Here is a 26423-nt window from a genome sequence, read left to right on the forward strand (position 1 = left end):
ATCGCAATAAAAATTATAATACCAATAAAAATAAGATCATTCACAATTAACAATTAACAATTAACAATTTAAGAAATCATGTCAAAAACAATTTTAATTTCCGGAGCATCAAAAGGATTTGGAAAAGCCTGGACAGAAGCATTTTTAGAAAAAGGATATAAAGTAGCTGCAACAGCGAGAAATATCGATACATTAAACGATTTAAAAGCAAAATACGGAGACGCACTTTTACCACTAAAACTTGATGTTAATAAACGCGACGATTCATTTGCAATCGTTGAAAAAGTAAAAAATCATTTCGGAACAATTGATATTTTAATCAATAACGCAGGTTATGCTTTAAACGGTGCTGTAGAAGAAACAAGCGAAGCAGAAGCAAGAGCACAATTTGAAACTAATTTCTTTGGAACTTTATGGTTAACACAAGCTGTTTTACCAATTATGAGAAACCAAAAAAGCGGACACATTATTCAGGTTTCGTCTATTTTAGGAATTGCAACTTTACCTGTTATCGGACTTTATAATGCTTCAAAATTTGCTGTTGAAGGTTTAAGCGAAACTTTGGCATCTGAAGTAAAACAATTCGGAATCAATGTTTCTTTGGTTGAACCAAATGGTTATTATACTGATATTTGGGGCAACGGATTTCACAGCGAGAGTATTCCTGTTTATGACGGAATCAAAAAAGCACTTGCAGACGGACACGATCCAGATAGTTTTGGACAAGTAAGCGCGACAGTTCCTGCAATCATTAAATTAGTTGAAGCTGAAAACCCGCCTTTACGTTTATTTTTAGGAAAAATAGCTTTACCATTTGCAAAACAAACATATGAGCAAAAACTAAAAACCTGGGAAGAATGGGCTGATGTATCTGTTGCAGCTCACGGTTAACCCTTTTTTATAAGTTAAGAGTTATGGGTTAGAAGTTGAAACTCATAACCTATAATCCATAACTCAAACTTAAAAACTCAAAACTCATATTTCAAAACACATAACTTATAATTCATAATTTAATAATAGATATGCAAAATAATATTAGACTTCGAGCTGTCTATTATTTTTTCTAATTTCTTAAAAAACGCTTCGCTCACCATTGGGCATCCGTGGCTGTTTGCTATATAATAATCTTGTTCTTCATTTGGAACTGCTGAATAAGAGTGCAATACAATTGCTCTTTTTGCAGCATTACTGTTTGTTTCATCTAAACCGGTTAATTTATAAGATTTACCAAACATTCCTCTATACGATTTACCCACAATATATTTTCCTAATGATGTACATTTTGAATTGGGTTCATTACTAAATTTTAATTCTCCTCTAACATTAGTTTCAGAACCAAAACCGTTTGCAACTAGTCCTTGGTCTATAATTTCATCTTTTTCTAAATCGTAGACAAAGAATCTGTTTTTACCAGATTTAATTCTCATATCGATAAAGAAGGCAATCTTTGTATTATAAGAAGCATTTTTTTTAATCATTGCTCTCACATCCAAAAGTTCCGCATTAAGTCTTTCCATTTCCGGGCTTAAGGGCGGATTATCATTTTTAATCTCAACAGGATTTCCAAAAAAACTAATTGTAAAAAATAAAAAAATTAAGCTGTATATTTTCATGACAAGTATTTTAATTTAATGTAAAGTCAAAATTTCATTAATTTGATTTGTTTTATTTTAAATCAAATTAACAAAGCAAAATTAGTCTGCATTAAATCAAAAAAAGACATCTAAAAGTCTGAAGAGCAACAAAATAAGACTTATTTTTTTATCTCTTTATTTTTCAATTAAATAGTAAAAGTTACAATGATTTCGGTGCCTTCGCCCGGTTTAGATTTTACTTCGAAGTTTCCTTTTAAAGAGTTGGTTCTCTCTTTTATATTAGATAAGCCAATTCCTCTTTTTGCTGTATTGATATCAAAGCCAGCACCGTCATCAATAATCGATAATTGCAAAACATCTTTATCAATCAAATCTATTTTTACATCGACTTTTAAGGCTTTGGCATATTTATGAATATTTAGAAGCGCTTCCTGAATAATGCGGTAAAAATTTATTTTATAAATATTCTGCACCTGCTCCCATTCAAATCTTTCATCTACAAAATAATTAAACTCTGTTTTACTGATCTCGTTTTGGCTTTTAATTAAATTAGATAATAACGTATTGAAGTCATTGCTTTCTAAAAAAGAATCCTGGTTTAAATCATGCGAAATAGTTCTGATTTCATTTTCAATATTCTGTAATTCAAATATATACTGCTTTCTTTTTTCTATCGTTTTTTCGTCTGTTTTAGAATTAAAGAAACCCAAATTCATTCTTACTCCATATACCTTGTTCATTACGCCATCATGAAGCTCCTTTGCAATTTTATTTTTTTCTTCTTCTTTTGCTGCATTAATTTTATTTTGCTGTTCGCTCAAAAGCTGATAGATTTCGTCACTGTCACTTTGCTGCTGTTTTACAAATCTTAATTCTTTGTTTTTATATTTTAAATAAATAGCTACCGAAATTGCCGACAAAGCGAGAAACAAAGCAAAAGAAAAGATTAAAATATAAAAGTTCTTTTTAGTCAAAACCTTATTTTCATCTTCAACCTTTACGGTTTCATATTCAATTCTGGCGTATTTATTTTTAGTTCTGCTTTGTATACTGTTTATACTGTCGCTTATTGCAATATATTGGTTGGCATAAAACAGTCTTTTCCTGCTGTCTATTCTCGTAAGCAGTTTTAATGTATTTAAAGTTTCGTTAGTATTTTTTAATTTAATGGACACTGTATAAGCCTCCTGCAGCGTTTTTAAGGATTTTAAAGAATCTTTTTGTGTCAGATAAAATTCTCCTAAATGAATTTTTTTATACATAACATCAGAAGTGTATCCCAAACTGTCTACAATTTTTAAAGACTCTAAAAACATTGATTCAACATTTTTATATTCTTTATTTTTCATTTTAGAATAAGCCAGATTAGACAAAACAATGGCATAAAACCGAGGCCAGTTCTTTCTTAAATCTTTAGTCAGCAAAGGCTTTAATTCCATTATTGATTTAGAATAATCGCCCTTTAAATCATATAAATTACAAATATTAATTACAGAGGATATATTGAAATTATTTACTTCATCACTATCTGTATTATTTTTTTTCATTGCTTTTAAATTTCGCAGCGCAAGCTGATGGTATTTTAAAGCCTGGTCGTACATAAACAGCTTTTCTAAACAATTCCCCATTAAGGTATTGCATGAATACAGCAATTTTATATTATTTGAATCTTTTAGATATTCGAGACCTTTGGTTAATTCTACTTCGCACTCTACATAATTACCATCATAAAAAAGGACATAAGCTTTATTAAAATACATTTGCCCTAACTTGCTGTAGTCGTGAATCTTTAGATAGATTTTTTGAGCCTGCAGATAAAAATAGTAGGCACTGTCTTTTTGGGTGCTTTCGTAGCAGTCACCAATAAAATAAAGGGATTTTGCTATTCTGGAACTATCGTTTTCTTCTCTGGATAATTTTAAAGCCGTTAAGCTGGATGAATGAGATTTTTTTATATTATTTAAATAATAATATTCCTCTCCTGCTTTTAAATATAAATTTCTAACAGCAGAGTCATTTTTTTGATACTTTAAATCACTAACAAGCGAATCTAAATACCTTTCTTTTTCTGTTCCTGAAATTTTGTTAAAGTATTCCGTATCAAAAGTATTTTGATTTTGATTCCTGATTTTTAATTCAATTCGTCTATTATAAAACACTAATAAAATTACTGCTGTTAATAGAAGTATTGGAATATATATTTTCGATTTAAATCTCAAAATGATACTTTATAAATTAAATTCAAATATATTATAAATAAAGAAGACTATAATACTTCAATTTCAGTATTATAGTCTTCGGAAAATAAGATAAAACATGCTTTATTTAATTTTTGGATTTAGCGGATCTCCATCTGGTGCACTCATTTGCAAATTATGGCTGACCATTAAAGAGTCAATTGTTTTTGAATTAGCAGCTTCATCTATACTGCTTTCACTCTCACTTAATTTTTTTTTTTCGGTTGAATTAAAATCTTGGTTGTCAAGATCATCAGCTGTGCAAGATAAATTCATTACTAAGGCCGTTGCAAAAAGAATACGAATTACTTTACTTTTCATGGTATGTTATTTTTATGTTTTTGCAAAAAAACATTTAAAAAAGTTGCATATTTTACGGAAAATCCGTAAAATTGTTTACTTTTTCATAAATTTTACTGTAATGTCACTTAATATCTTAATTGTTGATGATCATCCTATGACGGTAGACAGTTATGTTAACCTTCTGTCTGATGAATGCTTTGATACAATTGAACCCACCTTCCTAAAAGAATACAATTGCGAGACAGCCTATAAAAAAATAATGCTGCTTAAAAAGCAGAACACCAAACTCGATTTTGCAATTCTGGATGTTAATCTGCCTCCCTATGAAGAATTTAATATTGCCAATGGTATTGATTTGGCTTTAATAATTAGGAAAGCACTTCCTTCATGCAAAATTTTATTACTAACAATGCATACAGAAGCCTTTATAGTAAACAGAATTGTAAAAAGTATAGCACCCGACGGGTTTATATCAAAAAGTGAAGTTAATTTTGAATCCTTCCCTGCTATTTGCAAAAAGATTCTAATGGGAGAAATGATCTACAGTGATGAAATTGTAAAATCTCAGAAGAAATTAACGCATCGAAACCTAAATTGGGATGAATATGACAGCCAGATTTTAATTCTTCTGTCGCAAGGCGTTAAAACCGTTAATATTCCAAATCATATTCCGCTTTCAATGAGTTCAATTGAAAAACGAAAAGCAAATATTAAAAGCCATTTATTATTAGAAAAAGGCGGCGATACTGAGCTTATTAATAAAGCGAGACAGTTAGGCCTAATATAAGCTTCAAAAAGAAAATTTGAAGCACAAACAAAAACACATGAGGAACCGCACTAGAAACTCCGTATAGAATATCGACAATCTTTGTAGAATTACGTGTGCGATTCCTCATTACTCAGAATGACAAATATTGATTAACCTTTATACAAACTAAAAAAACCTGTGTTTCTATATATTTAAACATTCAATATAACTTAAACCATTCATTTACTTCTTCGGCTATAGTTTCTTTAATTTCAGGGTTTTCAAATTCATTTGTTGCCGAATTATATTCGTAATCTTTCTGCCATTTTTTATAATGCAAAGCAACCTGCTCAATTGCATCGCAGATAAATATAAGCTCGTCATTTGTCATAATCGGATGCAGTGACAAACGTACCCAGCCCGGTTTATTGATTTGATTTTTCTCCAAAAGTTCATTTGTAATTACGGCTGATTTCTTTTCGTTTATATTAAACAAATAATGCGCATAAGTACTTGCACATGACCAGCCGCCGCGAACCTGAATGCCGAAACGGTCATTTAAAAGCCTCACGATTAAATTATAATGAATATCTTCGATTACAAAGGAAACACAGCCGATTCTTTCTGTTTTTAAGTCTCCTAAAATAGATAAACCCCTTATTTTTTGAAGTCTTGAAAAACAAACGGCAAGCAGTTCTTTTTCTCTGTTTTTAATGTTTGTAACTCCCATTTTATCTTTTAATTCTAAAGCCAAAGCTGCCCTTATTACTTGTAGAAAACCTGGTGTCCCGCCATCTTCTCTAACTTCTATAACCTCACTATAACAATATCCCCCTAAAGGATTTGTCCATTTTACATTTCCGCCGCCAGGATTATCAGGATAATCTGCTTTGTATAATTTTTCGTTAAAAACCAAAACACCGCAGGTTCCCGGTCCGCCTAAAAATTTATGCGGAGAAAAGAAAATAGCATCTAACTGTTGTTCTGGGTCTTTTGGATGCATATCGATTTTGACATACGGTGCCGAAGCTGCAAAATCAACAAAACAAAGTCCGCCGTTTTGATGCATGATTTTGGCTAATTCATGATAAGGCGTAATAATTCCCGTAACATTTGAACAAGCCGTAAACGAACCTATTTTTAAGCTTCTGTGAACATATTTTTTAATTTCTTCAGAAAGAATTTTGGGGTCGGCTAAATTATTTTCATCTGGAGGCAGAATCACAACATCGGCATTAGTTTCATACCATGAAACCTGATTAGAATGATGCTCCATATGTGTTATAAAAACAACAGGTTTGTCTTCTGCATCATTCGTTCGCAAACCCATTATTCTTTGCAGTTTTGACAAAGCCGCCGTCATTCCGCTTCCTGTTGTTACCAAAACATCAGAACCATTGGCATTAACAGATTTTTTAATTATATCTCTCGCATATTGATAAGCATAAGTTGATGTTTTTCCTGTCTGGCTGGAAAGTGAATGCGTATTGGCAATCATTGGGCCAATTTTGTTGAGCATAATTTCCTCAATTGGTGCATATAATCTTCCGCTGGCAACCCAGTCTGCATAAAGCAGGTTTTGCTTTCCATAAACCGATTTAAAGCGGTGATCTACTCCTATTGTATTTTCTCTAAATTTAGAGAAGTAACACTCTAATTCTACTGGCTTTGTTGTTGTTTCAATACCATTCATTTCCTTTATCATTTTAATTAACTAAATTTATTATTGATTGATTTTTTTTAAACACATCCAAACATAGTTTTTCTTTGTGTTCAAAGGCGTTTCACTTGTTTTAACACACATAGAACATAGCTATGTGTGAAAATCTAAATTTTTTATAATCTCTTTTTTTTAGAATATAATCTATGTTTCTATGTGTTAAAAAAACTAATCTGTCTGCCCTAAAAGTGATTTAAGCGTTGATTGCAATTCTTCTTCATGAAGATTTTTGCTGCAATTATTCCTCTTGAATCGACTAAATAATTTCCCGGAATAACTCTTACGCCATATAGTTTAGCAATGGCGCTGTTCCAGAAAAGTAAATCAGAAACATGCATCCATGTTAAATTATCATCCTGAATTCCTTTAGGTCAATATTAAAAAGCCTTCAGCAAATGGTGTTTAAAAGAAATTAGAGAGAAATTAATGCTTTCGCATTCGGAAACCAGTAAAACTATATTCTTCGAAAATTGAATTCAAAAGTTCGTCACTGTCTTGTAAAAAATGTAGTTTGGTTTTCATTTTAAAAAATAAATAATTTCAACAATGATGACCTTATTCAGATTTGCGCCAATCTTTCTTATCTGTCCCGCAAGGCGGGAAGGATTTAGCACCTTATTCGGCAACAGGTTGCTAAGACTTCACAGGGCCTATTCCCTCAGTCTTTCTGGATAAGTATCATTCAGAATTTTTCTGTGATACAAATATATACTAATTCTACATAATTAGTAGTATTTTAAATTACTTTTTTGCTTTTTATTTAAAAAAACTTTTTACAGCCAATACAAGATATTGATTTTCAGTAAATTAAAAATTAATTCAAATTTTCAAACGTAGTACGATCTGTGATATCTTATAAAACCTTATTCTTTTGAAGCTTTCACCGAAATTCCAAAGACAATTTTGAGCATTATTGAAGCTTAGGTTTTCATTTCCATTTTATATATTCGTATTTGATTTTTAAGGAGCTGATTCCTGCTCTACGCTGTATCTTTTGTGCCGAACCCCGGCACAAAAGGATGTCGCTTCGATCAGGGCTAGAGCACTCATTTTCATAAGAACATTTTGTGGAAAATTGATTTAGAAGAAATATTTAAAATGTATTATTTTTCTTATAATAATATTTTTAATTATATTTGAACTTCTTAAATCTTCACATTAAGACGACATTAAAATTTGCCCTTGTGCTATGTAGTAAAGTTCCGAAAGGACTTTGACGCCGTGAAGAAGCGTAAGACTGCTAAGGTATGAGGGTTTTTATTCTTAAATTCTTCACTTTATGAGTACCAAAACCCTTTCCAAAGAAGCCGAAATCAGGCTTACTAATTTCTTCAATCAAACCGTAACGCCAGAAGAAATGGCAAAAGCCTTAAGGCAGGCAAATTTTGTTCTTTCTTTAAGTTTAATAAGAGAAAATGAAACCCTGCAGCAAGAAATCATCAAATTAGAAAACAGCTTTTACTGGCTCAATGAATTGGCTGAGATTTTGAATCCTTATTTGGATGTGGAGTAAAGGTTATTTTGCTTTTGAAATTAAAAACCCTTGATCATTTTTTTGATTGAGGGTTTTGTTTTTTTTTATTGGGTTTGTGAAAAATACCGTATAAGTACGCGTTGTTTTGGTATTGGAATATTAATATACTTGTTGAGAATAAATTTCATCAGATTACGGTTTACCGTAAAATAGTAAATAATTAAAGAATAATCTTTGTTTTAATTACAATGAAACACATTTTTCAGTAATCAAACCATATCTAAAATAAATAAAAATCATTTAATTGAGTCACATATTAATCGAATCATGTTATGGAAAAAAAATCCAAATTAGAATATATTAAACTTGAAGATTTAAAACTTGATATAAATAATCCAAGATTTGCAGAATTATATAAAGGAAGTACGAAAGAAGAAGATCTTATTTTATACTTACTAAATGAGGAAGCTGCTGAAGAAATAGCAAAAGCCATAGTGAAAAAAAATGAATTCTATGAAGATAAAGCACTTTGGGTTATTAAAGATATAGATGGGAAATATTCTGTTCGTGATGGAAATCGTCGTTGCGCAGCGGTTAAAGCCTTACAATTACCTGGTAGGTATTTGCTTGCAGAAAACAAAATGCCTATAGAAGAACTTCCAGTATACATTTATGAAGATGAAGTCGAATTAAAGTCAAGAATTGCCGAAGAACATGCAGCATCATTATTTCGTAGTTGGGAAAGAATAGCAAAAGCTTTGCATATATTAGATCTCGCAAATAGTGGTAAGAGCGAAGAAATAAGCAGTTTAGATTCAAAACCAGGAGATTTTATTAAATTAGGATCTTTTTATAAAGAGGCCGTCATTCATGGTGATGAAGAATTCAGGAAACAAATAAGAAGGGGCCGAGGAAAAACCGGAGGTAAAACTATTATCTATGAGCGTTTATTTAGAGATGCAAAATTATGTGGATATAAATTTAAAAATTCACCATCTTTTAAAATTGAAATTACTGATGAAAAAAAATTTAAATCTTACATCATAGCTTTAGTAAAATATATTAAAGATAATCCTGATATTAAAACGTCAGATGTCGATAATGATCGAAATTTTATAAAAAAACTAAAGGATTATGGATTTGATAGTGATCCTAAACCTTTAGTCCTTCAACCATCATCCAATGATAATTCTGAAACACCTAGTACAGGAACACAGACTTCAGAAAATCCGTCTGAAACAAATACAGGAACATCACAGTCTCCAAATAATTCATCTGAAACTCCAAATGCAGAGCCATTATCTGATACTAATATTCCAAATTCAAATGATAACTCTACGCCTGATTTAAATTCTGGAAATTCTGCACCTGCTTCTAGTTCACCAAATAAACGTGGTACAGTAAAAAAATATCCCGACATAAAAAGGAAGCAGCTCCCTTCGGGTTTAAAAGCTCGAATTGATGAATATTTTGATATTGACAGTAATAAAATGCCTAATTCTAAGATTGCTATGGCACGTGTTACTTATGAATGTGTGATGAAATATGTTGTCGAAAACACCAAACATTCCAATATACTATTAAGTAATTCTGGTCATTTTGGAACTGCCTATAAAAAAAGGCCACACACTGATTTCGATGAATTAAATAAAAAGTTTATTGAACTAATTTTAAATGTAGGATTTAAAAAAGCTTTTACTAATTTCGACTTTGAAAAAATGCATCAAATAATACATAATTATCACGTATCAGGAACTTCACATATTGCTGAACAAATTAAAAATAATTTAATAGTATTAATTGAGTTTATGTTACAAGATATCACAGATTTAGTGAATTCATTAGATATATCAAAAATCAAATAATTATGTTTTACTCTCCTTTAAGATATCCTGGTGGAAAAAATAGACTTTCTGCTTTTCTTGCTAAAATTTGTATCGATAACAATATTCATAATCATTATGTTGAACCATATGCTGGTGGAGCATCAGTTGCTTTATTCCTTTTAATAGAAGGATATGTGAATAAAATTACAATTAACGATAAAGATCTTTCTATTTATGCTTTTTGGTATTCAGTAAAAAACAATTCTGCTGAGCTTTGCAAACTTATTGATGAAACTGAAATTACTGTAGAAAATTGGTATCATCAAAAGGAAATTCAAAAGAGAAAAGAAACTGTTGACTTATTGACATTAGGCTTTTCAACATTATTCTTAAATAGGACAAATCGATCAGGAATTATCAAGGGTGGTGTAATTGGAGGTTTTAAACAAGAGGGTAATTATAAAATTAATTGTCGATTTAATAAAGAAGAGATTAAACAAAGAATAAAATTAATAGCAAAATATAGTACAAATATTGAAATACTAAATGATGATGCTATTGATTTAATAGATAAAATTCAACTTGCCTCAAAAAATGATGACACTATATTTTACTTTGATCCTCCATATTATCTTAAAGCTGATCAATTATATATGAATCATTATTTGGATGAGCATCATAAAGGAGTTAGTGAAAAAATAAAATCAATTCATAATATTCATTGGATCGTTTCATATGATGATAACATAAATATTGAAAAACTATATCAAGATCTACCTACTAAGAAATATTCTTTTAACCATTCTGCAGGACAATCAAAATCTGGAAAAGAGATAATGTTTTTTAGTGACAATTTAAAACAACCAAGTGTAGAAAATTATAATCCTGTTAATTTTAAGATTAAAATAAATAGAAATCGCAAAGAAATCATTTATAAAGATATTTAAAAAATTACTCGAAATAATAAATGAAAACATTCTTATATTTTATAGTAATTATTTCTATAATTGCTGGAATAGCAGTTAGTATTTATTTCTTCTATGCTTTAAAATTTGAATATGAAATAAAACTGGGTAAAAATATTTTACTTCCCGAAACTGGACAAGTTGGAGATTTTATTGGAGGTGTTGTAGGAACGTTATTTTCTTTAGCTGGTTTTATTTTAATAGTTATTTCAATTTTTGATCAAACAAGATTTGTAACGAGAGAAAGATTTGAAAACAAATTTTTTGATTTATTAAAATTACATAGAGAAAATGTTCTTGAACTAGGAAATGATAATAATAACGGACGCAAAGAAATTCACGATATTTTCAATCAATTTTTAGAATGTAAAAAAGAAATAATGCCTTTTTTTAAATTAAAAAAAATTAAATCTGTTTACACACCAGAATATTTAAACGAACTTGAAAATACCATAAAAGTTACACATCCCGAAATTGATTTAATTCAATTAGCTAAATTAAATATTCCATATATAATAGTATTTTATGGTATTGGAGCTATAGGGAAAGACACTATTAAAGATATTTTTGAAAACAAATATAAATCTACATTTTATGAACCAATACTTGACTTCATATCTATGAAACCAATAAAGAATAGTGTTTTTTATTCTAAATGGGAAACTATTGATAAAATGTCAAGTCATACTAAGAAAGTAACAGCTTTTAAAATTATAAGAGAACTAAGGAATAATCAAAAAATTAGCTCGTCTCATGAGTATTATATTACAAAAAAAGCTACTGAAAATATGTACTCAAATAGTTTTGTTAAGTACTATGGAGGAAATCAATATAAATTAGGTCATTACTTCAGACATCTCTTTCATACATTCAATTTTATTAATAATAATTCTAAACTTGCAAAAAATGAAAAATATTTTTATGCAAAAACTTTACGTACTCAACTTTCTACACATGAACAAGCACTGCTTTTTATAAATAGCTTATCTTTTTTGGGTTTGTCATGGGAACTTTTACCAAAAATCAAAAAATCAAGGTATTCTTGGGTTAATAAAAAACGAATGGAAAATTCAAAACTTATTACAAATTTCAATTTAATAAAAAACCTTCCCGGAAAAGATATTTTTGGTATAAAGTATAAAGATTATTATCCAAAAATTAAATTTGAGCTTGATAAAGAATAGAGAAAGAAAACTCTAACGGGAGCGAATAAAACTAAAAACTCAATCCTCCACCCTCAAATAATTACCATCAAAACTAATCACAACCTTTTCAAATTGTCCCAATACATCTTGCCCAATATTTCCAAAATTTACTTCGCCATAAACACCATAATCCTTTTGGTCAATTTCCATTTTTGGGAGTTTGATAAGTTTTTTTCCAAGATATATTTGCTGGTCTTTTAAAACCAAAACTTCTGTAGAAACAACTTCTGCGCCAGCGCCGGAGGATTTAGTCGTTTCTAAAGTACCCATACGGTCAAGATCAGTTTTGAAGGTTTCGTAAAACGCTTTGTTAAAAAGGCTTTCTTTGGCCCCGCTGTCAAAATTAAACGGCAGGGTTTTGCCTTTATACTTCAGCATTACAATGGCTCTAAGTTCGTCTACAAACAAGTTTTTTTCGTTTGTATTGGCCTCTAATTCTTTAGAAAAGGTCAATTTGTCTTTTTCAATCGTAATCGTTCCTAACTCTTTTACTATAGGAAAACCAATAATTCCGTTAATGACATAAGCGCCGTCTGCAAATGTAAAAGCCTTATCAGGATAAACTAAAAACACTGCATTATGAATTTTCAATTCGCCTAAATTAATTTCGGGTGCAGCACCTATACTAACTTTGTTTTTTTGTCCCGTAAAACTCGCCACAGAAATATTATTATCCGGCAGAATTTTAACTCCCATTTTCTTCGCCATACTTTCGGTAATGCAGCTAATTCCGGCTCCGGTATCAAAAACAAAACTGGACTGCATTCCATTTGCGGTAACTTCTGTTGTAATTAAACCTGCTTTGTCTTTTACCGCAGCAATTGAAATTTTCGAAAATTTATCAATTGTCTGCACATGCATATTGCGTAAAGTCTGCCAGATTCGCTGTGTGTTTAATTCGTCCTGAAGTTCGTCTTCGGTATATTGTTTTTGAAATTTAAGGGTTAAAACTTTAGAAGCTGTATAAGCCAAATTGTAATTAAAGAGTTTTATATAGTTATCATTTTTCAGCTTCGCAAATTCGTAACTATTGGTCAGTTCGTTGTTTTTCAAACTGTCTAAATACATATTTGACAACTTGGGTTTATTGCAGACATTGGCATATAAGCCTTTATAGAAATAATAATCTTTACTTTTTACTTTATTGTTCAAACTATCCATTTTAGTAAACTGATGCTGTTTACTTAATTGTTTTAAACTGATATCCGGGTTTGTCTGTCCCAATACTATTGGTCCTGTAAATAAAAGACAAAATAAAAGTTTTTTATAGTTCATTTGTCTGATTTTTTAAATGTTAAATATAGGGAATTTGTTTTGTTTCAGGTTTTATGTTTCAAGTTTTCACAGTATTGTCATTTCGACGGAGGAGAAATCGCACTTGTATATCGACAAAGATTGGCGCTTTTCTTTGCGGAGTTTCTAGTGCGATTTCTCGTTCCTCAAAATGACAAGATTGCGTTGGAATTTGGAATTTAAAAATTGGGATTTTTAATAAATGCCGCCAATCTTTGTAGAGTTTCTAGTGTGATTTCTCGTTCCTCGAAATGACAAGGCTGCGTTGAAATTTGGAATTTTTAATTGGAATTTTTAATAAAAAAAATCAGGTCTGGCATATTACTGCCATTCCTGATTTTCCTAATTGTAATTAACCATGAATCTTATTTATCTTCTTCCTCTAAAGCCTCCGCCGCCTCCAAAATTACCACCGCCTAAACGGCTTCCGTCTCTTTGGAAGTTTTGAAAATTTCGGGTTTGCGATTCTCCGCGATCTCTGGATAAAGCTGATCTATCCAGGTCGTTTGTTATATCAGAATGGCCTGCTTCTCCAAGTGGTTTACTCGGCTGTCCAAGTGTTTGATCTGGTCTTGAAAGGTTATCACGCTGAGCGCCTTCACCTAAACGGTTTTCTCCACCAAGGTTTTGATTATCGCGCTGAACTCCTGCCCCATTTGCACCAAGTCCTTGACTTGGTTTAGTATGTTCAACAGCTCCGCCAGATTTGCTTGTAGAACCCAGAGTACCAGCTTGTGACCAGCCTCCGTTTCCGTTATTGTAATGGCTCCAGTTTCCGTTAGCATCTTTTTTATACACATGCCCATCATGACCTGCATATACATTATTATTGGTATGAATTGTGGTTCCTCCGCCTCTGTGATGCGTAATTACACCTTCTTTTCCACCAGAAGTTTCATAACCAATTGCTGTTCCGCGTCTTGTAGTAACGTGACCGGTCTGCACCCATTGATTGCCATTTGTAGCTGCAGAATGTCCCCATTGCGCATACGCATTATGGCCTTGATTGGTTCTGGCATAATTTCCAGTCCAAGGGTTATAAGTACTTGCAGCAGTACGACCGCCATACCAGCCCTGAACACTTGCAGAACGTCCGTATCTTCCTGTTGCCGGATTATACCAAGCTGATGTTCCTGCAGCGCCGTAAGGCCCGTATACACTTCTTCCGGCCGCCCAGCCACCTGTCCACGGATTGTAAACAGCGCCTGCGCCATAACTGCAAGGCCACGGATGATAAACAGGATATAAGCCTCCATAATAAACATAAGGTGGATAGTAATATCCAGTACCATACGTTAATATTGCACCCACTGTTGCGCCTACAATAAAAGCTCCAAAATAACCTGCTGTTGTACTGCTCTCTACAGTTGTATCGGTTGTAGTTTGTGTAACATATGTTACATTATACACAGGCGAAGTTGGCGGAATGGTGTAAATTTCTTTTGGTACAGAAGCAGCTGTTTCCCAAGGTCCGTTTGGACTTGTAGACATAAACCAAACTGCCTGAAAACATAAATAATACAAATCGCCTACTTTTATAACTTTGTCTTGTGTATTGCTGGCATATTGCATTTTTGTACCTTCAATAGGTTTAAACTGCGGGGTTCCGTCATAAGTAACTTTTGCCTTTGCTTCGGCATCTGATTTCTTTATAATGGCAGTTGTAGGAACCTGCGCCAGCATTACCGCATCTTTGGCTTCCTGTGTTCCCGGTACTGATGACAGTACATTTGCACGAGGTGAATTTTTAGGGATTTTGGCAAAATCAGCAGGCAGGTTATTACCTGCATAAGTCCAAGGTCCTGTTAATTCTTTAGATTTAAACCATCTGCCTGATAATAGAACATAATATTGACCATCGGCTTCATTGGCAAAAACATCATTTTCGGTATTGTCGATGTATAACAATTTTGTCCCGTCTATTTTAACAAATTTAGGGTTTCCGTTTACTGCAATTAATTCTGCTGGTTTATTGCTGTAAAAAACCTGTGGTGCAGCACCAGATGACGGGGGCGGTATCATTTTTTTGACATCATCAAAATTTTGCCCAGATGGAAGATTACTTAAACCAGAAGGAAGTTTAGTAGTTTTTACCCAGTCTGAATCTATTTTTTTTGAAGTAAGCCAAACATTATCTGCCAGTAAATAGTAATCTTTTGCTGTTTTATCAAAAAACAAATCCCAATTTGTATTTACTACATATTGTATATCTGTTTTTTCTACAGGTACAAAAACTGGTTCGCCCTGCACTATAACCAAAGCAGCCGGATTTGTGCTGTAAAAAATTGTTGGGGCATCATTTTTTGCCGCAATTCCTTTTGAAGGACTTTTGGTTTGGCTTAAATCTGCCATAATACGATCTACCGAAACTGGGTCGCCGCCTTTTGGCAGTGTTTCTTTAAACAATTTTTCCATTTGAGGAACTGCTTTTTCATCCAGGGAAGGAAATCGTACATCAGTTACTTCAATATTTCTAAAAAAAACGTTTCGGTTATCTTTATCTACCAGTGTTGAAGCTTTTAAAGAAGCTACTCCTAACACTTCTTTCCCGTCTTTTGGAGTTAAAGAAAAAGCCAGTCTGGCCGTAATTTCTTTATAATCATTCCAATCATCAACCTGAGGCTGATAATAAACCAGTTTTGTGCCGTTATTTTCTGCTTCCCTCGGCCAGCCGTTATCAATAAGTGTGTTAGCATCTGTCTGAGCAGTTTCAGAACCTAACTGATCAGAGTTTTGATCTTTCTTACAAGAGAAAAAAATTGAACTAACACTGCATACAACTATTAGAAATGTTTTTTTCATAAATTAAAAATTTGATTACTATTTATTGAAAAATTTACTTTTTGTAGGATTCTCGTAAAAATTATAGGTCTAAATTAAGTTGACGGAAACTATAAACCTAAAAATCAAACATCTACTTGGTTTCATATTCTAAAATGAAACAAGATAATAAGCCGTTTTCTGTCTTAATTAAAATTAAAGAGCAAAACTGAATGCTTAATTTAATGCTACTAAAATTCGGAAAAAGAAAATCACTAAAACAAATATAAATATTTTTCTTACAAATAAAAACGATATTGGAACAAAAAAAAGCATAATTCGTACAAAACATTATACTGTATTATTTTAAGAGGTTTCTAAAATCATTGTTATAAAATTATTTTATAATGGTTAAAAATTATTAATTTGATTAATAAACATCATCACCATAACTTTGTCTCATCAAAATCAAAGAAATGATTTGATAGTTTTAAAAAATAATTTATAAAAATAGAAATCATGAAATTTACAAGAAGAGCAAATGCAAACTGGAAAGGTACTGGAATGGAAGGAAAAGGAACCATTAGTACACAAAGCACAACACTAGATAATGCACAATTATCATTTAAAACCCGTTTTGACCAAGGTGTAGGAACAAACCCGGAAGAATTAATCGCAGCAGCACATTCTGGCTGTTTTACAATGCAGTTAAGCTTTTTATTATCTGAAGCCGGATTTGTTCCCGAAGATTTAGACACAACAGCAAAAGTAACTTTTGAAGATGGTACAATTACTTTAATTCAGTTAGAACTTAACGGAAAAGTTCTGGGGATTTCTGAAGAAGATTTTCAAAAAACAGCTCAAAAGGCAAAAGAAATCTGCCCAATTTCAAAATTATTAAACACCGAAATTACTTTAGCTGTAACATTAAGCTAATTAAATATCAAGAACTTTAGATAAATTCCAATATCTGAAATTCCAAATTCCAGGCCTCATCAAAATTTGGAATTTGGAATTTCAAATATTGGAATTTAATTTTTTAGGCAGACTTACTTACTGATTTCAAAAAATAAGGCGAATCGTTCCAGCGTATTTTTCGATAGGCAAAATCTTTTTTAAGCGAATCAGGAAGGCAGTTCCAAATGGCTTCGTTCATTTTTTCGAGTAATAATTTCTTCGAAAATGAATCTGAAACTACTAAACTGATTTCTCTTACCGGAATAGGCTCTTTAAAAGGTTTAAAAAGTCCCGATGCTGCTTCGTTTAAAATAGAAAGCTGCGGAATAATCGCAAATCCTAATTGTGCACGGACCAGATTTTTTAAGGTTTCTATTGAACTGATATCGTACGTAAACTGTTCTTTTATTTTATCAGAAGTTTTTAGTCCGCAGATGTCCAATAACTGAGCATTATAACAGAATTCATGATGAAGCAGTAACAATTCGGCTTTATCGGTTGGCTGAAGTTCGTAAAATTCTTCATTTGCCATTGGATGTAATTCATTTAAATATGCCACAAAAGGTTCTTTAAAAATAGGATGTTCAATTAAATTTGGGTTTCCGGCTGGCGTTGCCATAATAACAACGTCGAGCGTTCCGGTTTCTAAATCCTTCATTAATTGTCCGGTATTGGCTTCTCTTATAATGAATTTTACTTTTGGAGCGGCTTCTTTCATCGCTTTAATAAACAGCGGAATTAGATAAGGCGATAAAGTAGAAATAATGCCGAGCTTGAGCTCACCTTCTAAAAGATTTTTTTCATTCACTACAAAATCCCTAATTTCATCGGCTTCGCGAAGAATTTTTCTGGCTTTATTGATAATCTCGATTCCGGGAATTGTAGGTGTTAATGGTACTTTATTTCTATCGAAAATCTTGATCCCAATTTCTTCTTCGAGATTCTTTAACTGAATCGTAAGTCCGGGTTGTGTCACCATACAAGCTTCGGCTGCTCTAGCAAAATGGCGTTCTTCGTCTAAGGCTACTATATATTTTAACTGCTGAATAGTCATAATTATAATTTTATTTTATAAAGATACGTAAATATCAATTTACAGTTATAAAACAAAAATATAGTGATTCTGCAAGATTTTAAAACCGCAGATAAACCTTGTCAAAGTTCAAAACTTTAACAAAGTTGCTGCGAATAAAAAAATATTTACAAAATTTAACAATACATTTAAATCTAAATTGTAGCTTTTATCGTATATTTAATAAATGATATTTGTAGAATGGAGTAAATTCAAATGGTATTTGTTTTTGGAGCATGTTGAGTTTATCATTCTTAAAATATTGTTTTGTTCCACTTAAATGTTTTAACCAAAAAAAGCGATCCTAATAAGATCGCTTTTTCTTTTTTACTTCTCCCCTTCACTTTTTAACTGCAGAGCACGCTGTAAAAAGCTTTGATGCATTATTTTATTTTCGGCTTCATTAATGGCCTTAAGCAGATTATTCTGGTTATCGGCAATATCACTTAAGGCTTTTTTCATAACATCCCAAACGGGTTTCATTTGTTCGATTAGTTCCTGCCCTTTTGCGGTAAGCTGAATAAGTCTTTTACGTTCGTCGATTTTATCTTTTTTAGAACGAATCAGTTTTTGTTTTTCCAGTTCTTTTAATAAACTTATTGTTGATGGATGTGTATAACCAATTTCGTTAGCGATTTCAACTACACTTAAAACCTCTTTATAATGCAGGGTATAGATTACAGGGAACCATTTGGGTTCAAAATCAATCCCGTACGATTTATAAAATAAAGCGCCGTCTTTCCGTAATTGTTCACTCAATCGCTGCAATCGGGTCGAAATAGCCAAAATACCTGATTCGTCTATAATGTTCATCTTTATTTCTTTAAAGTTAAATGACAGAATATATTGTCTGGTGCCATTAACGGAAAGGCTTCCGGAAGCTTTTCTTTTTCGATTCGCACAAAATCATTTTTTTCATAAAAACGCAATGCTGCTTCTAATATTGAAACGGTTCCCAAATATAAATCATTGATTCCGTTTTCTTTGCAATATGCGGTTAAAGTCTCTAATAATTTCTGCGCGATCGAAAACTCTTTTCCGCGAAATTCTTTCTTTACAAACATTTTTCTTATCGCCGCTTCAGTATCAGAAAATTTTACCAAAGCAATCGTTCCCACTAATTCGTCATTTATAAAAGCTCCCCAAAAACCTCCGCCCGTGGCATAATAAAAATTATTGATATTAAACAAATCAGGCTGGTCTTCAATAGTTATGGGTACATTAAATTCTTTTTGCTGAATGTTTAATATTAAATCGACAATGGTGTTTGAATATTGGTTTTCTACAGGTTTAATTTTTGGCTCCATGATATTTAAATTTTTACTTTACAAAACTACGTAGTTAAATACATAAATAAAAACATTTCTTCATTTTTATGATTTAATTTAATATTTTTGTTTATAATGCAGCTAAGATGGTAAGGCATTAAGTTTTATTTATAAAACTGCTATTTGTTTCACGCAGATTTAGCAGATTCTTTATGGATAAATCTGTGTGAAACAAAAAAATTGTGTCTTTGTAGATTTTAAATAACTGGAAAACTTAGATTACCATATATAACTTATATGATTTCATGAATATGGAAAGAAATCGAAAAAACGAATTCATATAGAAGTCATATTAAAAATAGAGAAATTAAGATTTAATCTTCTGTAACAAACTCCCCTTTTTCGATTACTACCTGATTTCCCCAGCTGGTAATCGCTTCGAGTGCCGGAATAAAAGTTTTTCCAAAATCTGTCATTTCATAAATTACTTTAATCGGTGGTTTTTCTCCATAGACTTTTCGGGTTACTAAACCATCTTTTTCAAGCTGCTTTAGCTGTAAACTCAAAGTCATTTCGGTCACTAACGGGATTTCTTTCCGCAATTCGCTGAATCGTTTTTCATTGTCTTTTAAATGATACAAAATTACGGCTTTCCATTTTCCTCCAATTAAATCCATTGCCAGACTTACTGTACACGGATAACTTCTTCCGTCAACTTTTACATAATTTCCTGTACATTCATTTCCTTTTGCCATCGTTTATTTTTTTATACCTATCCTATTTGATAGTTATTGCAAAACTAATTAACTATAAATAATTTTGCAACTATAATTTTTATAGTATTAATAATAAACATTTTAAAGATGCAAAATTCAATTCACTGGCCAGAGGAATACCTTCCGGGAACGACTGATAATTATTGTTCAAATGAAGTTATTGCGGCGGGATTAACCACAAACGAAATTTGGCCGTATTTAAGCAATCCTTTTGCCTGGCCTAAATATTACAATAACTCAGCAGATATCGAATTTATTAATAAAGAAGATAAAGTGCTTTACGACAACGCCCGCTTTCGGTTTAAAACTTTTGGTTTTCCTGTAGAAGCACAGATTACGGAATTTACTGCACCAAAATCAGGGCAGCCGGCGCGAATAGCATGGCACGGCTGGGCCGGAAGTGATTTAGAAACAAAAATAAATGTTATTCATGCATGGCTTATTGAAGATTTGCCCGGAGGAAGAGTACGTATATTAACTCAGGAATCGCAAATTGGAAAACCAGCCATAGAATTAGCAAACACTAAACCAAATCCAATGATCAACGGACATCAGGATTGGCTGGATGGTCTGGTTAAAGCGGCTAAAGAGAAAATGATAGTCTGATAATACGGGCTAAATCTGAGTATAATATCATAACTTACATTGGCAGGAATTGTTCTTTTTTTATCAAAACAGGAATTATTCCGAGCATAATTTCATCGGTTTTTGTGTTTTTTTTTTAATGAAAGTTAATATCCTTTTTATATCGAATTATTTTTTGCCATCACTTCGGTTATATCACAAACAATAATTTCTATCAGAAATAAAAAATCTATAAGCCTCTTCTGTTTTTGTAAGAGGCTTATTTCATTTTTTTTTGTACTATATCGATTTCTTAAAATTATTCTAAAATATACTGATTATTTAATTTTAAATTATTTGTAATTAATCTAAATAAATATAGATTTGCAGCATAAAATCAAAATAATTACCAGCCATGAAATTTATTTATTTATTTTTTCTTCTTGCCTTTTTAAATTTAGGTCAGGCGCAAAATGCTAAAATTACCGGAAAAATAACTTCCGAAAATAACGAAGCTGTTTCTTATGCTTCAATCTCTATCAAAAATCCTAAAAAGAGTGCTGCCTCTGACGATAAAGGAAATTTTGAAATCAATAATCTAACACCAGGAAATTATACTATTTATTTTTCGGCAATGGGGTTTTCTGTTCAGGAAAAAACAGTTGAATTGCATGAAAATGAAAACCTTGACCTTTCTATAGTTTTACAAGAAAACATTAATACCTTACAGACTGTAGAAATTACGGGAAGAAAAGAGAAATCGTATAAAAACACGAAATCTTTTATTGGTGCCAAAACAGAAATTGCTTTAAAAGATCTTCCTCAGGCAGTGTCGTATGCCACAAAAGAGTTAATCGCAGACCAGGGTTCTATTCGGGTAGGCGAAGTTGTAAAAAACTTCAGCGGTGTGAGTCAGTTTACTTTTTATGATGATATTTCGATAAGAGGTTTTAGAATTAATGGAGGAAGTAATACACAGCTGCTTAACGGAATGAGGACTTCTACAGGGTTTTGGAAACAACCTCTTGCAAACTATTTGGAGCGTGTTGAAGTTTTAAAAGGGCCTTCATCTGCTTTATTTGGAAATGCTTCACCTGGCGGGGTTTTAAACAGAGTTACTAAAAAACCTCTTGATCAGGCTGCTAACAGCATAAGTTTTTCAACTGGAAGTTTTAATACTTTAAGGGCTTTAGCCGATTTTACTGGACCGCTAACAGAAGATAAATCACTTTTATACCGTTTGAATTTAGGTTATGAAAACGCTAATTCTTTTAGAGATTTACAATTCGACAAAAATATTGTCATTGCTCCTTCCCTTTCGTTTCTTCCAAATGATAAAACAAGTGTAAACTTCGACTTGATTTATACAGGTTCGAAAAGTAACTTAGACCGCGGGCAGTCGACTTATGAAAATAATTTATATTCGACAAAAATTTCTAATTCATTAAACTCAACAAATGATTATTTAAATGAAGAAACATATATTGTTACAACTTCATTGAATCATCAGTTTACAGATCGTTTCTCGTTTTCTGCTTCATACATTCGTACAGGTTATACAGAAGATCTTTTGGAACATCGAGGGGCTAATAAATATGCTTCTGCCGGAGACGGATCAACAATTCCGACGGCAATTGAAATGCAGGTTTTTCAACGCAAACGCAAACGTTATATTGATAATCTTTCTGCTTTCTTTAAATATCAGGCAAAAACAGGGGCTTTAGACCACAATTTAATTGCCGGTTATGATTATGCACAAGAACATGTTCCGCCTGGAGGTTCTCAATTGCAGGCAACGGGATATAGAAATGCAGCTAATAACGGATCAATTGCAACGTATGACCCGACAAAAAAGAATCTATATTTATTAGATTCAAAAGGAAATCCGGTTCCAAATGTGGCGCATTTTGATTTAACAAACCCAATGGCTTCACAGCAGTTAAAAGATATGAGTAAATATTTTTATGTTGCTCGTCCGTTTGACCCGACTTATTATTCTTTATATGGAATCTACCTTCAGGATCATATTAAATTTGGTGCTTTTCAGGCTTTAATCGGAGTTCGTTATGATGAATATACTGATAAGGAAAACTACAAAAAAGCCACTGAAAAGAAAGTAAAACAGCATTCGTTTCTTCCTCGTTTTGGATTGACTTATACACTTAATCCGAACATTAATTTATACGGAACTTACGTAAAAGGATATAATCCGCAGACAGCATCATCTTTATCAAATCCAAATGCGGGAGGTCCGTTTGATCCGTTAGAAAGTAATATGGTAGAATTTGGAGGAAAATCTTCTTGGTTTAAAGAAAAACTTTTTGTGACTGTAGCTTTATTTAAAATTCAGCAGAAAAACACTTTATATCCGGCCAACGATCCAACAAATCCAGATTTAATGAGATCAATTGGTGAAGAAGAATCAAAAGGTATTGAAATTGATGTAAACGGAAGCATCACACGTAACTGGAGTATTTCTGCAGCTTATTCTTACAACGAAGCGGCAATTACAGAAAGTCCTACAGCTACTGAAATTGGAAGACAAAAACCTAATACTCCAAAACAACAAGGAAATGTTTGGACACGTTATAACTTTACAGACGGTGCTTTGAAAGATTTTGGTCTTGCTTTTGGGAGCAATTTCGTAACTACCCGTAACTTAAGCCAGACTGTAACACAGACAATTCCGGGTTATACTTTATTTAACGCTGCTTTGTATTACAGCATTAATAAATTTAAAATTCAGCTGAATGCTAACAACATAACCAACAAAACGTATTGGGTTGGAGGTTACGATTATATTCGTTTGTTTCCTGGTGCGCCTTCGAACTGGCTGCTAACGCTAGGATATTCGTTTTAATAAATGCTTTATTTATATTTTGAAAACACTTTTGAAATTACCTATTTAATATGAATAAAACGTTTAAGAAAAATATTGGCTTATTACACCTTTGGCTCGGACTTGCATCCGGGCTAATTGTTTTTATTGCCGCACTTACCGGAAGTATTCTTGTTTTTGAAGATGAAATCGACGAATTTGTAAATCCTGAATTCTATAAGGTTTCGGAAATTGGAACAAAAAAAATGATGGTTGATTTTTATATTAAAAATATTCAGCAAAAATATTCAATCAAAAAATTAGATCGTGTCCAGACTTTTGATGATCCTGAAAGAACGGTAATTATTACCGGAACTGATATGGATAAGAAAGATCAGATTTTTTCTGTTGATCCTTACACTGGAGAAGTTTTGGGTAAAATGCCTGAAAAAAGCAGATTCTTTTCGGTGGTTTTAGATTTACACCGTCATTTAATGTTAGGCGATGTTGGAAAATTTATCATTGGCTGCAGCTGCCTGATCTTCGCATTTATGCTGATTTCAGGAATCATTTTATGGTGGCCGAAGAAAATGAAAAACCTAAAACAACGATTAACCGTAAAATGGGGTGCTTCATTTAAAAGGGTCAATTGGGATTTTCACTCGACTTTTGGATTCTATGCTTTTCTTTTTCTTCTCATAATCTCCTTAACGGGTTTAACATGGTCTTTTAAATGGTTTGAAAGTACGATTTATTTATTGGCGGATGGAACCACAAAGAAACCTTCGGCCAAAGTAGAAAATCCAACGAAAATTGATCCTAATCTCGATAAAACTTATTTCTATCAAACCCTGTTTTCTAAAACAGACAGTATTTACAAATATAAAGGTGATACGCAGATTAGAATTCCATCTGATACGATAAACAGTATTATGGTTATCAAATTAAACCTCGAAAAATCGATACCAAATATTTCAAGTATAGTCTATTTTGATAAATATACCGGTGAAATCCTGAAAACCAGGCCTTACGAAAAATTAAGCAATGGTGATAAAGTAAGACGTTTAATTTTTCCAATTCATACCGGAAGTATTTACGGTTATCCAACAAAAGCTCTGGCTTTTTTGGTTTGTATTTTTGCAGCGACACTGCCAGTTACCGGTTTTTTAATTTGGCTTGGAAGAAAAAAAAACAAAAAAACAACCATAATTCATTACTAACATAACTAATACTATTTCAGTTTCTTATAGTAGAAATAGTTAATTATATTTGGCTAAAAAATTTTATTTTTTGAAAAAATGACAAACTTGATTGTCATTTTAAACGTTTGCAGCAAAGAAGTTAAATTAAAAAGATTCGGCGTGGATAGATTAAGCATTCAAAGATTAAAAAAATCACTAGCTTACCTTGAAAGTAAACAGCGTGAGCTGAAAAAACATAATAACAGTGATACAAGAAGCATTGAATCGCTGATAAAGTATTTAAAAAAAGATATGCTTGAACAGTTTAATTTAACTAATTATGATATCTATATTAAAGAAGAGATTATAGATACTGAAATTTTTATTCGCAGTGTTAAAAATATAATAGACGAACATTCTGCTTAAATAGCACAAAGCATCCAGCAGTTTCGTAAATACCAGTTTTACCTGAGTAAAATTTCTTGATTAAAGCTCAAAAAAATAAACTGTCAGCAGCTTACATAATCCTTAATAATAAGGTAACGAGTATATAGCTGCTGACAGTTTATTTTTGTTTTTACTGTAATTCAATCAATTAGTTTGTAAATACTTTTTCTTGACAGGCAAAAATCTGATAAAAAACTTGTTTTTGTTTGTAAGTTTTTATCTACCTTTATTATATTCTTTTCCTGAAAGATTACTTCAAACTAAAAATTACAAGTTAAGCCGTTTGTTTTTTCACTTTATTTTACACGAAAAAACCTTATAAAATTAACCTTACACGCCTTCGTTAAAATGCAATTTCATGACAAGAAAAACCTGTTTTATGACAAATTTTTCCTTGTTAAGCCTATAGAGATCTAATTTTAAACTTGAATTAAACCACAAAAAATTTAGTGATTTAATTTAAAAATGCAGGGGATTTGCTTTAACAAAAATATATCCTGTATAAAAATCAGGTATAAACACCTGTTTTAAAAATAGTTACATAAAGTAATTTAGCGTCGTATTAAAAAAATTGTCAGAGTTTTTAACCAGACCCGACAAATCATTAATAATTCAAAAAAACTAACATTAACCTATTAAATTAAAAAATTATGGAAGAGTACTTAGGAGTAATCAAAATTTTTGCTGGAAATTTTGCGCCAAGAGGTTTTATGCTTTGTCAAGGACAAATATTGTCTATTGCCCAAAACACTGCTTTATTTTCAATTTTAGGAACCACATATGGTGGAAATGGTACAACTACATTTGCCTTACCTAACTTACAAGGTATCGTACCAATTGGACAAGGAAACAGCCCACAAGGCGGCAGCTATGTTCTAGGCGAAACAGCTGGTACTCCAAATGTGAGCCTGTTAACTTCTAATTTACCTGCCCACGTACACGCAGGGCCTGGTACAATTGGTGTAAGCGGTGCAGATTCAACATTATCTGTTCCGGTAGATGGTGCTTCAATTTCAACACCCGGGTCATCAGTAGCAAGAGCTTTTGCTCCTACATTAGGTTTTACAACGGCAACTCCAAGTGTAAATTTAGCGAGTACTATTACTACAGGTCCAACTGGCGGTAATATTCCAATATCTGTAATGCAGCCTTATTTAGCAATAAACTATATTATTTGCGTTTCAGGTCTTTTCCCATCAAGAAATTAATATTCA

22 protein-coding genes and 1 riboswitch are annotated in these 26423 nt (G+C 32.0%); of the genes, 12 read left to right on the forward strand and 10 right to left on the reverse strand.

Features of this window, described 5'->3' with window-relative positions; all coding sequences use genetic code 11:
- Nucleotides 1-78 precede the first annotated feature (78 nt).
- Complete coding sequence (locus tag AABD74_RS17390) at nt 79-891, forward strand: SDR family NAD(P)-dependent oxidoreductase (RefSeq protein WP_406843716.1); 813 nt, start codon at nt 79-81, stop codon at nt 889-891.
- A gap of 119 nt (nt 892-1010) precedes the next feature.
- Here AABD74_RS17390 and AABD74_RS17395 read toward each other — a convergent pair whose 3' ends face one another.
- The 3 genes from AABD74_RS17395 to AABD74_RS17405 form a co-directional block, all read right to left on the reverse strand.
- Entirely contained in the window at nt 1011-1613 is a 603-nt protein-coding gene (locus AABD74_RS17395; protein ID WP_232682021.1) for a murein L,D-transpeptidase catalytic domain-containing protein, read from the reverse strand.
- A gap of 167 nt (nt 1614-1780) precedes the next feature.
- Complete coding sequence (locus AABD74_RS17400) at nt 1781-3814, reverse strand: ATP-binding protein (protein ID WP_406843717.1); 2034 nt, start codon at nt 3812-3814, stop codon at nt 1781-1783.
- Between the two features lie 102 nt (nt 3815-3916).
- A complete protein-coding gene (locus AABD74_RS17405) occupies nt 3917-4153 on the reverse strand; it encodes a hypothetical protein (RefSeq protein WP_232682023.1) in 237 nt (78 codons plus the stop codon).
- 100 nt (nt 4154-4253) lie between these two features.
- Between AABD74_RS17405 and AABD74_RS17410 the strand changes: the two genes are divergently transcribed.
- Nucleotides 4254-4922, forward strand: coding sequence for a response regulator transcription factor (locus AABD74_RS17410; RefSeq protein WP_232682024.1), 669 nt, complete (start codon nt 4254-4256; stop codon nt 4920-4922).
- A gap of 181 nt (nt 4923-5103) precedes the next feature.
- Here the strand turns inward: AABD74_RS17410 and AABD74_RS17415 are convergent, their stop codons facing one another.
- Nucleotides 5104-6576 (reverse strand): aminotransferase class V-fold PLP-dependent enzyme, encoded by a 1473-nt coding sequence (locus tag AABD74_RS17415; RefSeq protein WP_406843718.1) that lies wholly within the window; start codon nt 6574-6576, stop codon nt 5104-5106.
- A 604-nt stretch (nt 6577-7180) separates the two neighbouring features.
- Nucleotides 7181-7281: riboswitch (SAM riboswitch) on the reverse strand.
- 601 nt (nt 7282-7882) lie between these two features.
- On the opposite strand from AABD74_RS17415, the gene AABD74_RS17420 reads away from it, so the two are divergent.
- The 4 genes from AABD74_RS17420 (at nt 7883) to AABD74_RS17435 (ending at nt 12052) form a co-directional block, all read left to right on the forward strand.
- Entirely contained in the window at nt 7883-8116 is a 234-nt protein-coding gene (locus AABD74_RS17420) for a hypothetical protein (protein WP_406843719.1), read from the forward strand.
- Between the two features lie 293 nt (nt 8117-8409).
- A complete protein-coding gene (locus AABD74_RS17425) occupies nt 8410-9942 on the forward strand; it encodes a hypothetical protein (protein ID WP_406843720.1) in 1533 nt (510 codons plus the stop codon).
- Between the two features lie 2 nt (nt 9943-9944).
- Nucleotides 9945-10850: a DNA adenine methylase gene (locus tag AABD74_RS17430; RefSeq protein ID WP_406843721.1), complete on the forward strand. Its 906-nt coding sequence runs from the start codon at nt 9945-9947 to the stop codon at nt 10848-10850.
- Nucleotides 10851-10870: 20 nt separating this feature from the next.
- Nucleotides 10871-12052 carry a putative phage abortive infection protein gene (locus AABD74_RS17435; protein ID WP_406843722.1) on the forward strand — a complete coding sequence of 394 codons (1182 nt, stop codon included), beginning with the start codon at nt 10871-10873 and terminating at the stop codon, nt 12050-12052.
- A gap of 39 nt (nt 12053-12091) precedes the next feature.
- On the opposite strand, the gene AABD74_RS17440 is transcribed toward AABD74_RS17435, so the two are convergent.
- Nucleotides 12092-13348: an aspartyl protease family protein gene (locus tag AABD74_RS17440; protein ID WP_406843723.1), complete on the reverse strand. Its 1257-nt coding sequence runs from the start codon at nt 13346-13348 to the stop codon at nt 12092-12094.
- A 387-nt stretch (nt 13349-13735) separates the two neighbouring features.
- Complete coding sequence (locus tag AABD74_RS17445) at nt 13736-16168, reverse strand: hypothetical protein (RefSeq protein WP_406843724.1); 2433 nt, start codon at nt 16166-16168, stop codon at nt 13736-13738.
- Between the two features lie 477 nt (nt 16169-16645).
- Here AABD74_RS17445 and AABD74_RS17450 point away from each other — a divergent pair, with 477 nt between their 5' ends.
- On the forward strand, nt 16646-17062 hold the full coding sequence (locus AABD74_RS17450; protein WP_406843725.1) for an OsmC family protein: 417 nt from the start codon (nt 16646-16648) through the stop codon (nt 17060-17062).
- A 103-nt stretch (nt 17063-17165) separates the two neighbouring features.
- Here AABD74_RS17450 and AABD74_RS17455 read toward each other — a convergent pair whose 3' ends face one another.
- The 4 genes from AABD74_RS17455 to AABD74_RS17470 all read right to left on the reverse strand — a co-directional run bounded on the left by AABD74_RS17455 (nt 17166) and on the right by AABD74_RS17470 (nt 20178).
- Nucleotides 17166-18137: a LysR substrate-binding domain-containing protein gene (locus AABD74_RS17455; protein WP_406843726.1), complete on the reverse strand. Its 972-nt coding sequence runs from the start codon at nt 18135-18137 to the stop codon at nt 17166-17168.
- A 345-nt stretch (nt 18138-18482) separates the two neighbouring features.
- The gene (locus tag AABD74_RS17460) at nt 18483-18968 is read right to left on the reverse strand and encodes a MarR family winged helix-turn-helix transcriptional regulator (protein WP_406843727.1); all 486 of its coding nucleotides are present in this window, start codon (nt 18966-18968) and stop codon (nt 18483-18485) included.
- Between the two features lie 2 nt (nt 18969-18970).
- Nucleotides 18971-19462, reverse strand: coding sequence for a GNAT family N-acetyltransferase (locus tag AABD74_RS17465; RefSeq protein WP_232682042.1), 492 nt, complete (start codon nt 19460-19462; stop codon nt 18971-18973).
- A 335-nt stretch (nt 19463-19797) separates the two neighbouring features.
- On the reverse strand, nt 19798-20178 hold the full coding sequence (locus tag AABD74_RS17470; protein WP_232682043.1) for a helix-turn-helix domain-containing protein: 381 nt from the start codon (nt 20176-20178) through the stop codon (nt 19798-19800).
- A gap of 108 nt (nt 20179-20286) precedes the next feature.
- Between AABD74_RS17470 and AABD74_RS17475 the strand changes: the two genes are divergently transcribed.
- The 5 genes from AABD74_RS17475 to AABD74_RS17495 all read left to right on the forward strand — a co-directional run bounded on the left by AABD74_RS17475 (nt 20287) and on the right by AABD74_RS17495 (nt 26417).
- The gene (locus tag AABD74_RS17475) at nt 20287-20805 is read left to right on the forward strand and encodes a hypothetical protein (protein WP_232682044.1); all 519 of its coding nucleotides are present in this window, start codon (nt 20287-20289) and stop codon (nt 20803-20805) included.
- 373 nt (nt 20806-21178) lie between these two features.
- Complete coding sequence (locus tag AABD74_RS17480) at nt 21179-23623, forward strand: TonB-dependent siderophore receptor (protein WP_406843728.1); 2445 nt, start codon at nt 21179-21181, stop codon at nt 23621-23623.
- 50 nt (nt 23624-23673) lie between these two features.
- On the forward strand, nt 23674-24801 hold the full coding sequence (locus AABD74_RS17485) for a PepSY-associated TM helix domain-containing protein (protein ID WP_406843729.1): 1128 nt from the start codon (nt 23674-23676) through the stop codon (nt 24799-24801).
- A 78-nt stretch (nt 24802-24879) separates the two neighbouring features.
- On the forward strand, nt 24880-25188 hold the full coding sequence (locus tag AABD74_RS17490; RefSeq protein WP_232682047.1) for a hypothetical protein: 309 nt from the start codon (nt 24880-24882) through the stop codon (nt 25186-25188).
- A gap of 671 nt (nt 25189-25859) precedes the next feature.
- The gene (locus tag AABD74_RS17495; RefSeq protein ID WP_232682048.1) at nt 25860-26417 is read left to right on the forward strand and encodes a phage tail protein; all 558 of its coding nucleotides are present in this window, start codon (nt 25860-25862) and stop codon (nt 26415-26417) included.
- The last annotated feature ends 6 nt before the right edge of the window (nt 26418-26423 follow it).

The organism is Flavobacterium soyae (genome assembly GCF_045348165.1).
GTDB lineage: Bacteria > Bacteroidota > Bacteroidia > Flavobacteriales > Flavobacteriaceae > Flavobacterium > Flavobacterium soyae.

What these genes read in the sequence shown, in the direction of transcription:
- AABD74_RS17430 (WP_406843721.1), top strand. Translation starts at nt 9,945, where the DNA reads ATGTTTTACTCTCCTTTAAGATATCCTGGTGGAAAAAATAGACTTTCT.
- AABD74_RS17390 (WP_406843716.1), top strand. Translation starts at nt 79, where the DNA reads ATGTCAAAAACAATTTTAATTTCCGGAGCATCAAAAGGATTTGGAAAA.
- AABD74_RS17415 (WP_406843718.1), bottom strand. Translation starts at nt 6,576, where the DNA reads ATGAATGGTATTGAAACAACAACAAAGCCAGTAGAATTAGAGTGTTAC.
- AABD74_RS17420 (WP_406843719.1), top strand. Translation starts at nt 7,883, where the DNA reads ATGAGTACCAAAACCCTTTCCAAAGAAGCCGAAATCAGGCTTACTAAT.
- AABD74_RS17460 (WP_406843727.1), bottom strand. Translation starts at nt 18,968, where the DNA reads ATGAACATTATAGACGAATCAGGTATTTTGGCTATTTCGACCCGATTG.
- AABD74_RS17440 (WP_406843723.1), bottom strand. Translation starts at nt 13,348, where the DNA reads ATGAACTATAAAAAACTTTTATTTTGTCTTTTATTTACAGGACCAATA.
- AABD74_RS17490 (WP_232682047.1), top strand. Translation starts at nt 24,880, where the DNA reads ATGACAAACTTGATTGTCATTTTAAACGTTTGCAGCAAAGAAGTTAAA.
- AABD74_RS17470 (WP_232682043.1), bottom strand. Translation starts at nt 20,178, where the DNA reads ATGGCAAAAGGAAATGAATGTACAGGAAATTATGTAAAAGTTGACGGA.
- AABD74_RS17485 (WP_406843729.1), top strand. Translation starts at nt 23,674, where the DNA reads ATGAATAAAACGTTTAAGAAAAATATTGGCTTATTACACCTTTGGCTC.
- AABD74_RS17465 (WP_232682042.1), bottom strand. Translation starts at nt 19,462, where the DNA reads ATGGAGCCAAAAATTAAACCTGTAGAAAACCAATATTCAAACACCATT.
- AABD74_RS17475 (WP_232682044.1), top strand. Translation starts at nt 20,287, where the DNA reads ATGCAAAATTCAATTCACTGGCCAGAGGAATACCTTCCGGGAACGACT.
- AABD74_RS17445 (WP_406843724.1), bottom strand. Translation starts at nt 16,168, where the DNA reads ATGAAAAAAACATTTCTAATAGTTGTATGCAGTGTTAGTTCAATTTTT.
- AABD74_RS17480 (WP_406843728.1), top strand. Translation starts at nt 21,179, where the DNA reads ATGAAATTTATTTATTTATTTTTTCTTCTTGCCTTTTTAAATTTAGGT.
- AABD74_RS17495 (WP_232682048.1), top strand. Translation starts at nt 25,860, where the DNA reads ATGGAAGAGTACTTAGGAGTAATCAAAATTTTTGCTGGAAATTTTGCG.
- AABD74_RS17450 (WP_406843725.1), top strand. Translation starts at nt 16,646, where the DNA reads ATGAAATTTACAAGAAGAGCAAATGCAAACTGGAAAGGTACTGGAATG.
- AABD74_RS17395 (WP_232682021.1), bottom strand. Translation starts at nt 1,613, where the DNA reads ATGAAAATATACAGCTTAATTTTTTTATTTTTTACAATTAGTTTTTTT.
- AABD74_RS17425 (WP_406843720.1), top strand. Translation starts at nt 8,410, where the DNA reads ATGGAAAAAAAATCCAAATTAGAATATATTAAACTTGAAGATTTAAAA.
- AABD74_RS17405 (WP_232682023.1), bottom strand. Translation starts at nt 4,153, where the DNA reads ATGAAAAGTAAAGTAATTCGTATTCTTTTTGCAACGGCCTTAGTAATG.
- AABD74_RS17455 (WP_406843726.1), bottom strand. Translation starts at nt 18,137, where the DNA reads ATGACTATTCAGCAGTTAAAATATATAGTAGCCTTAGACGAAGAACGC.
- AABD74_RS17435 (WP_406843722.1), top strand. Translation starts at nt 10,871, where the DNA reads ATGAAAACATTCTTATATTTTATAGTAATTATTTCTATAATTGCTGGA.
- AABD74_RS17410 (WP_232682024.1), top strand. Translation starts at nt 4,254, where the DNA reads ATGTCACTTAATATCTTAATTGTTGATGATCATCCTATGACGGTAGAC.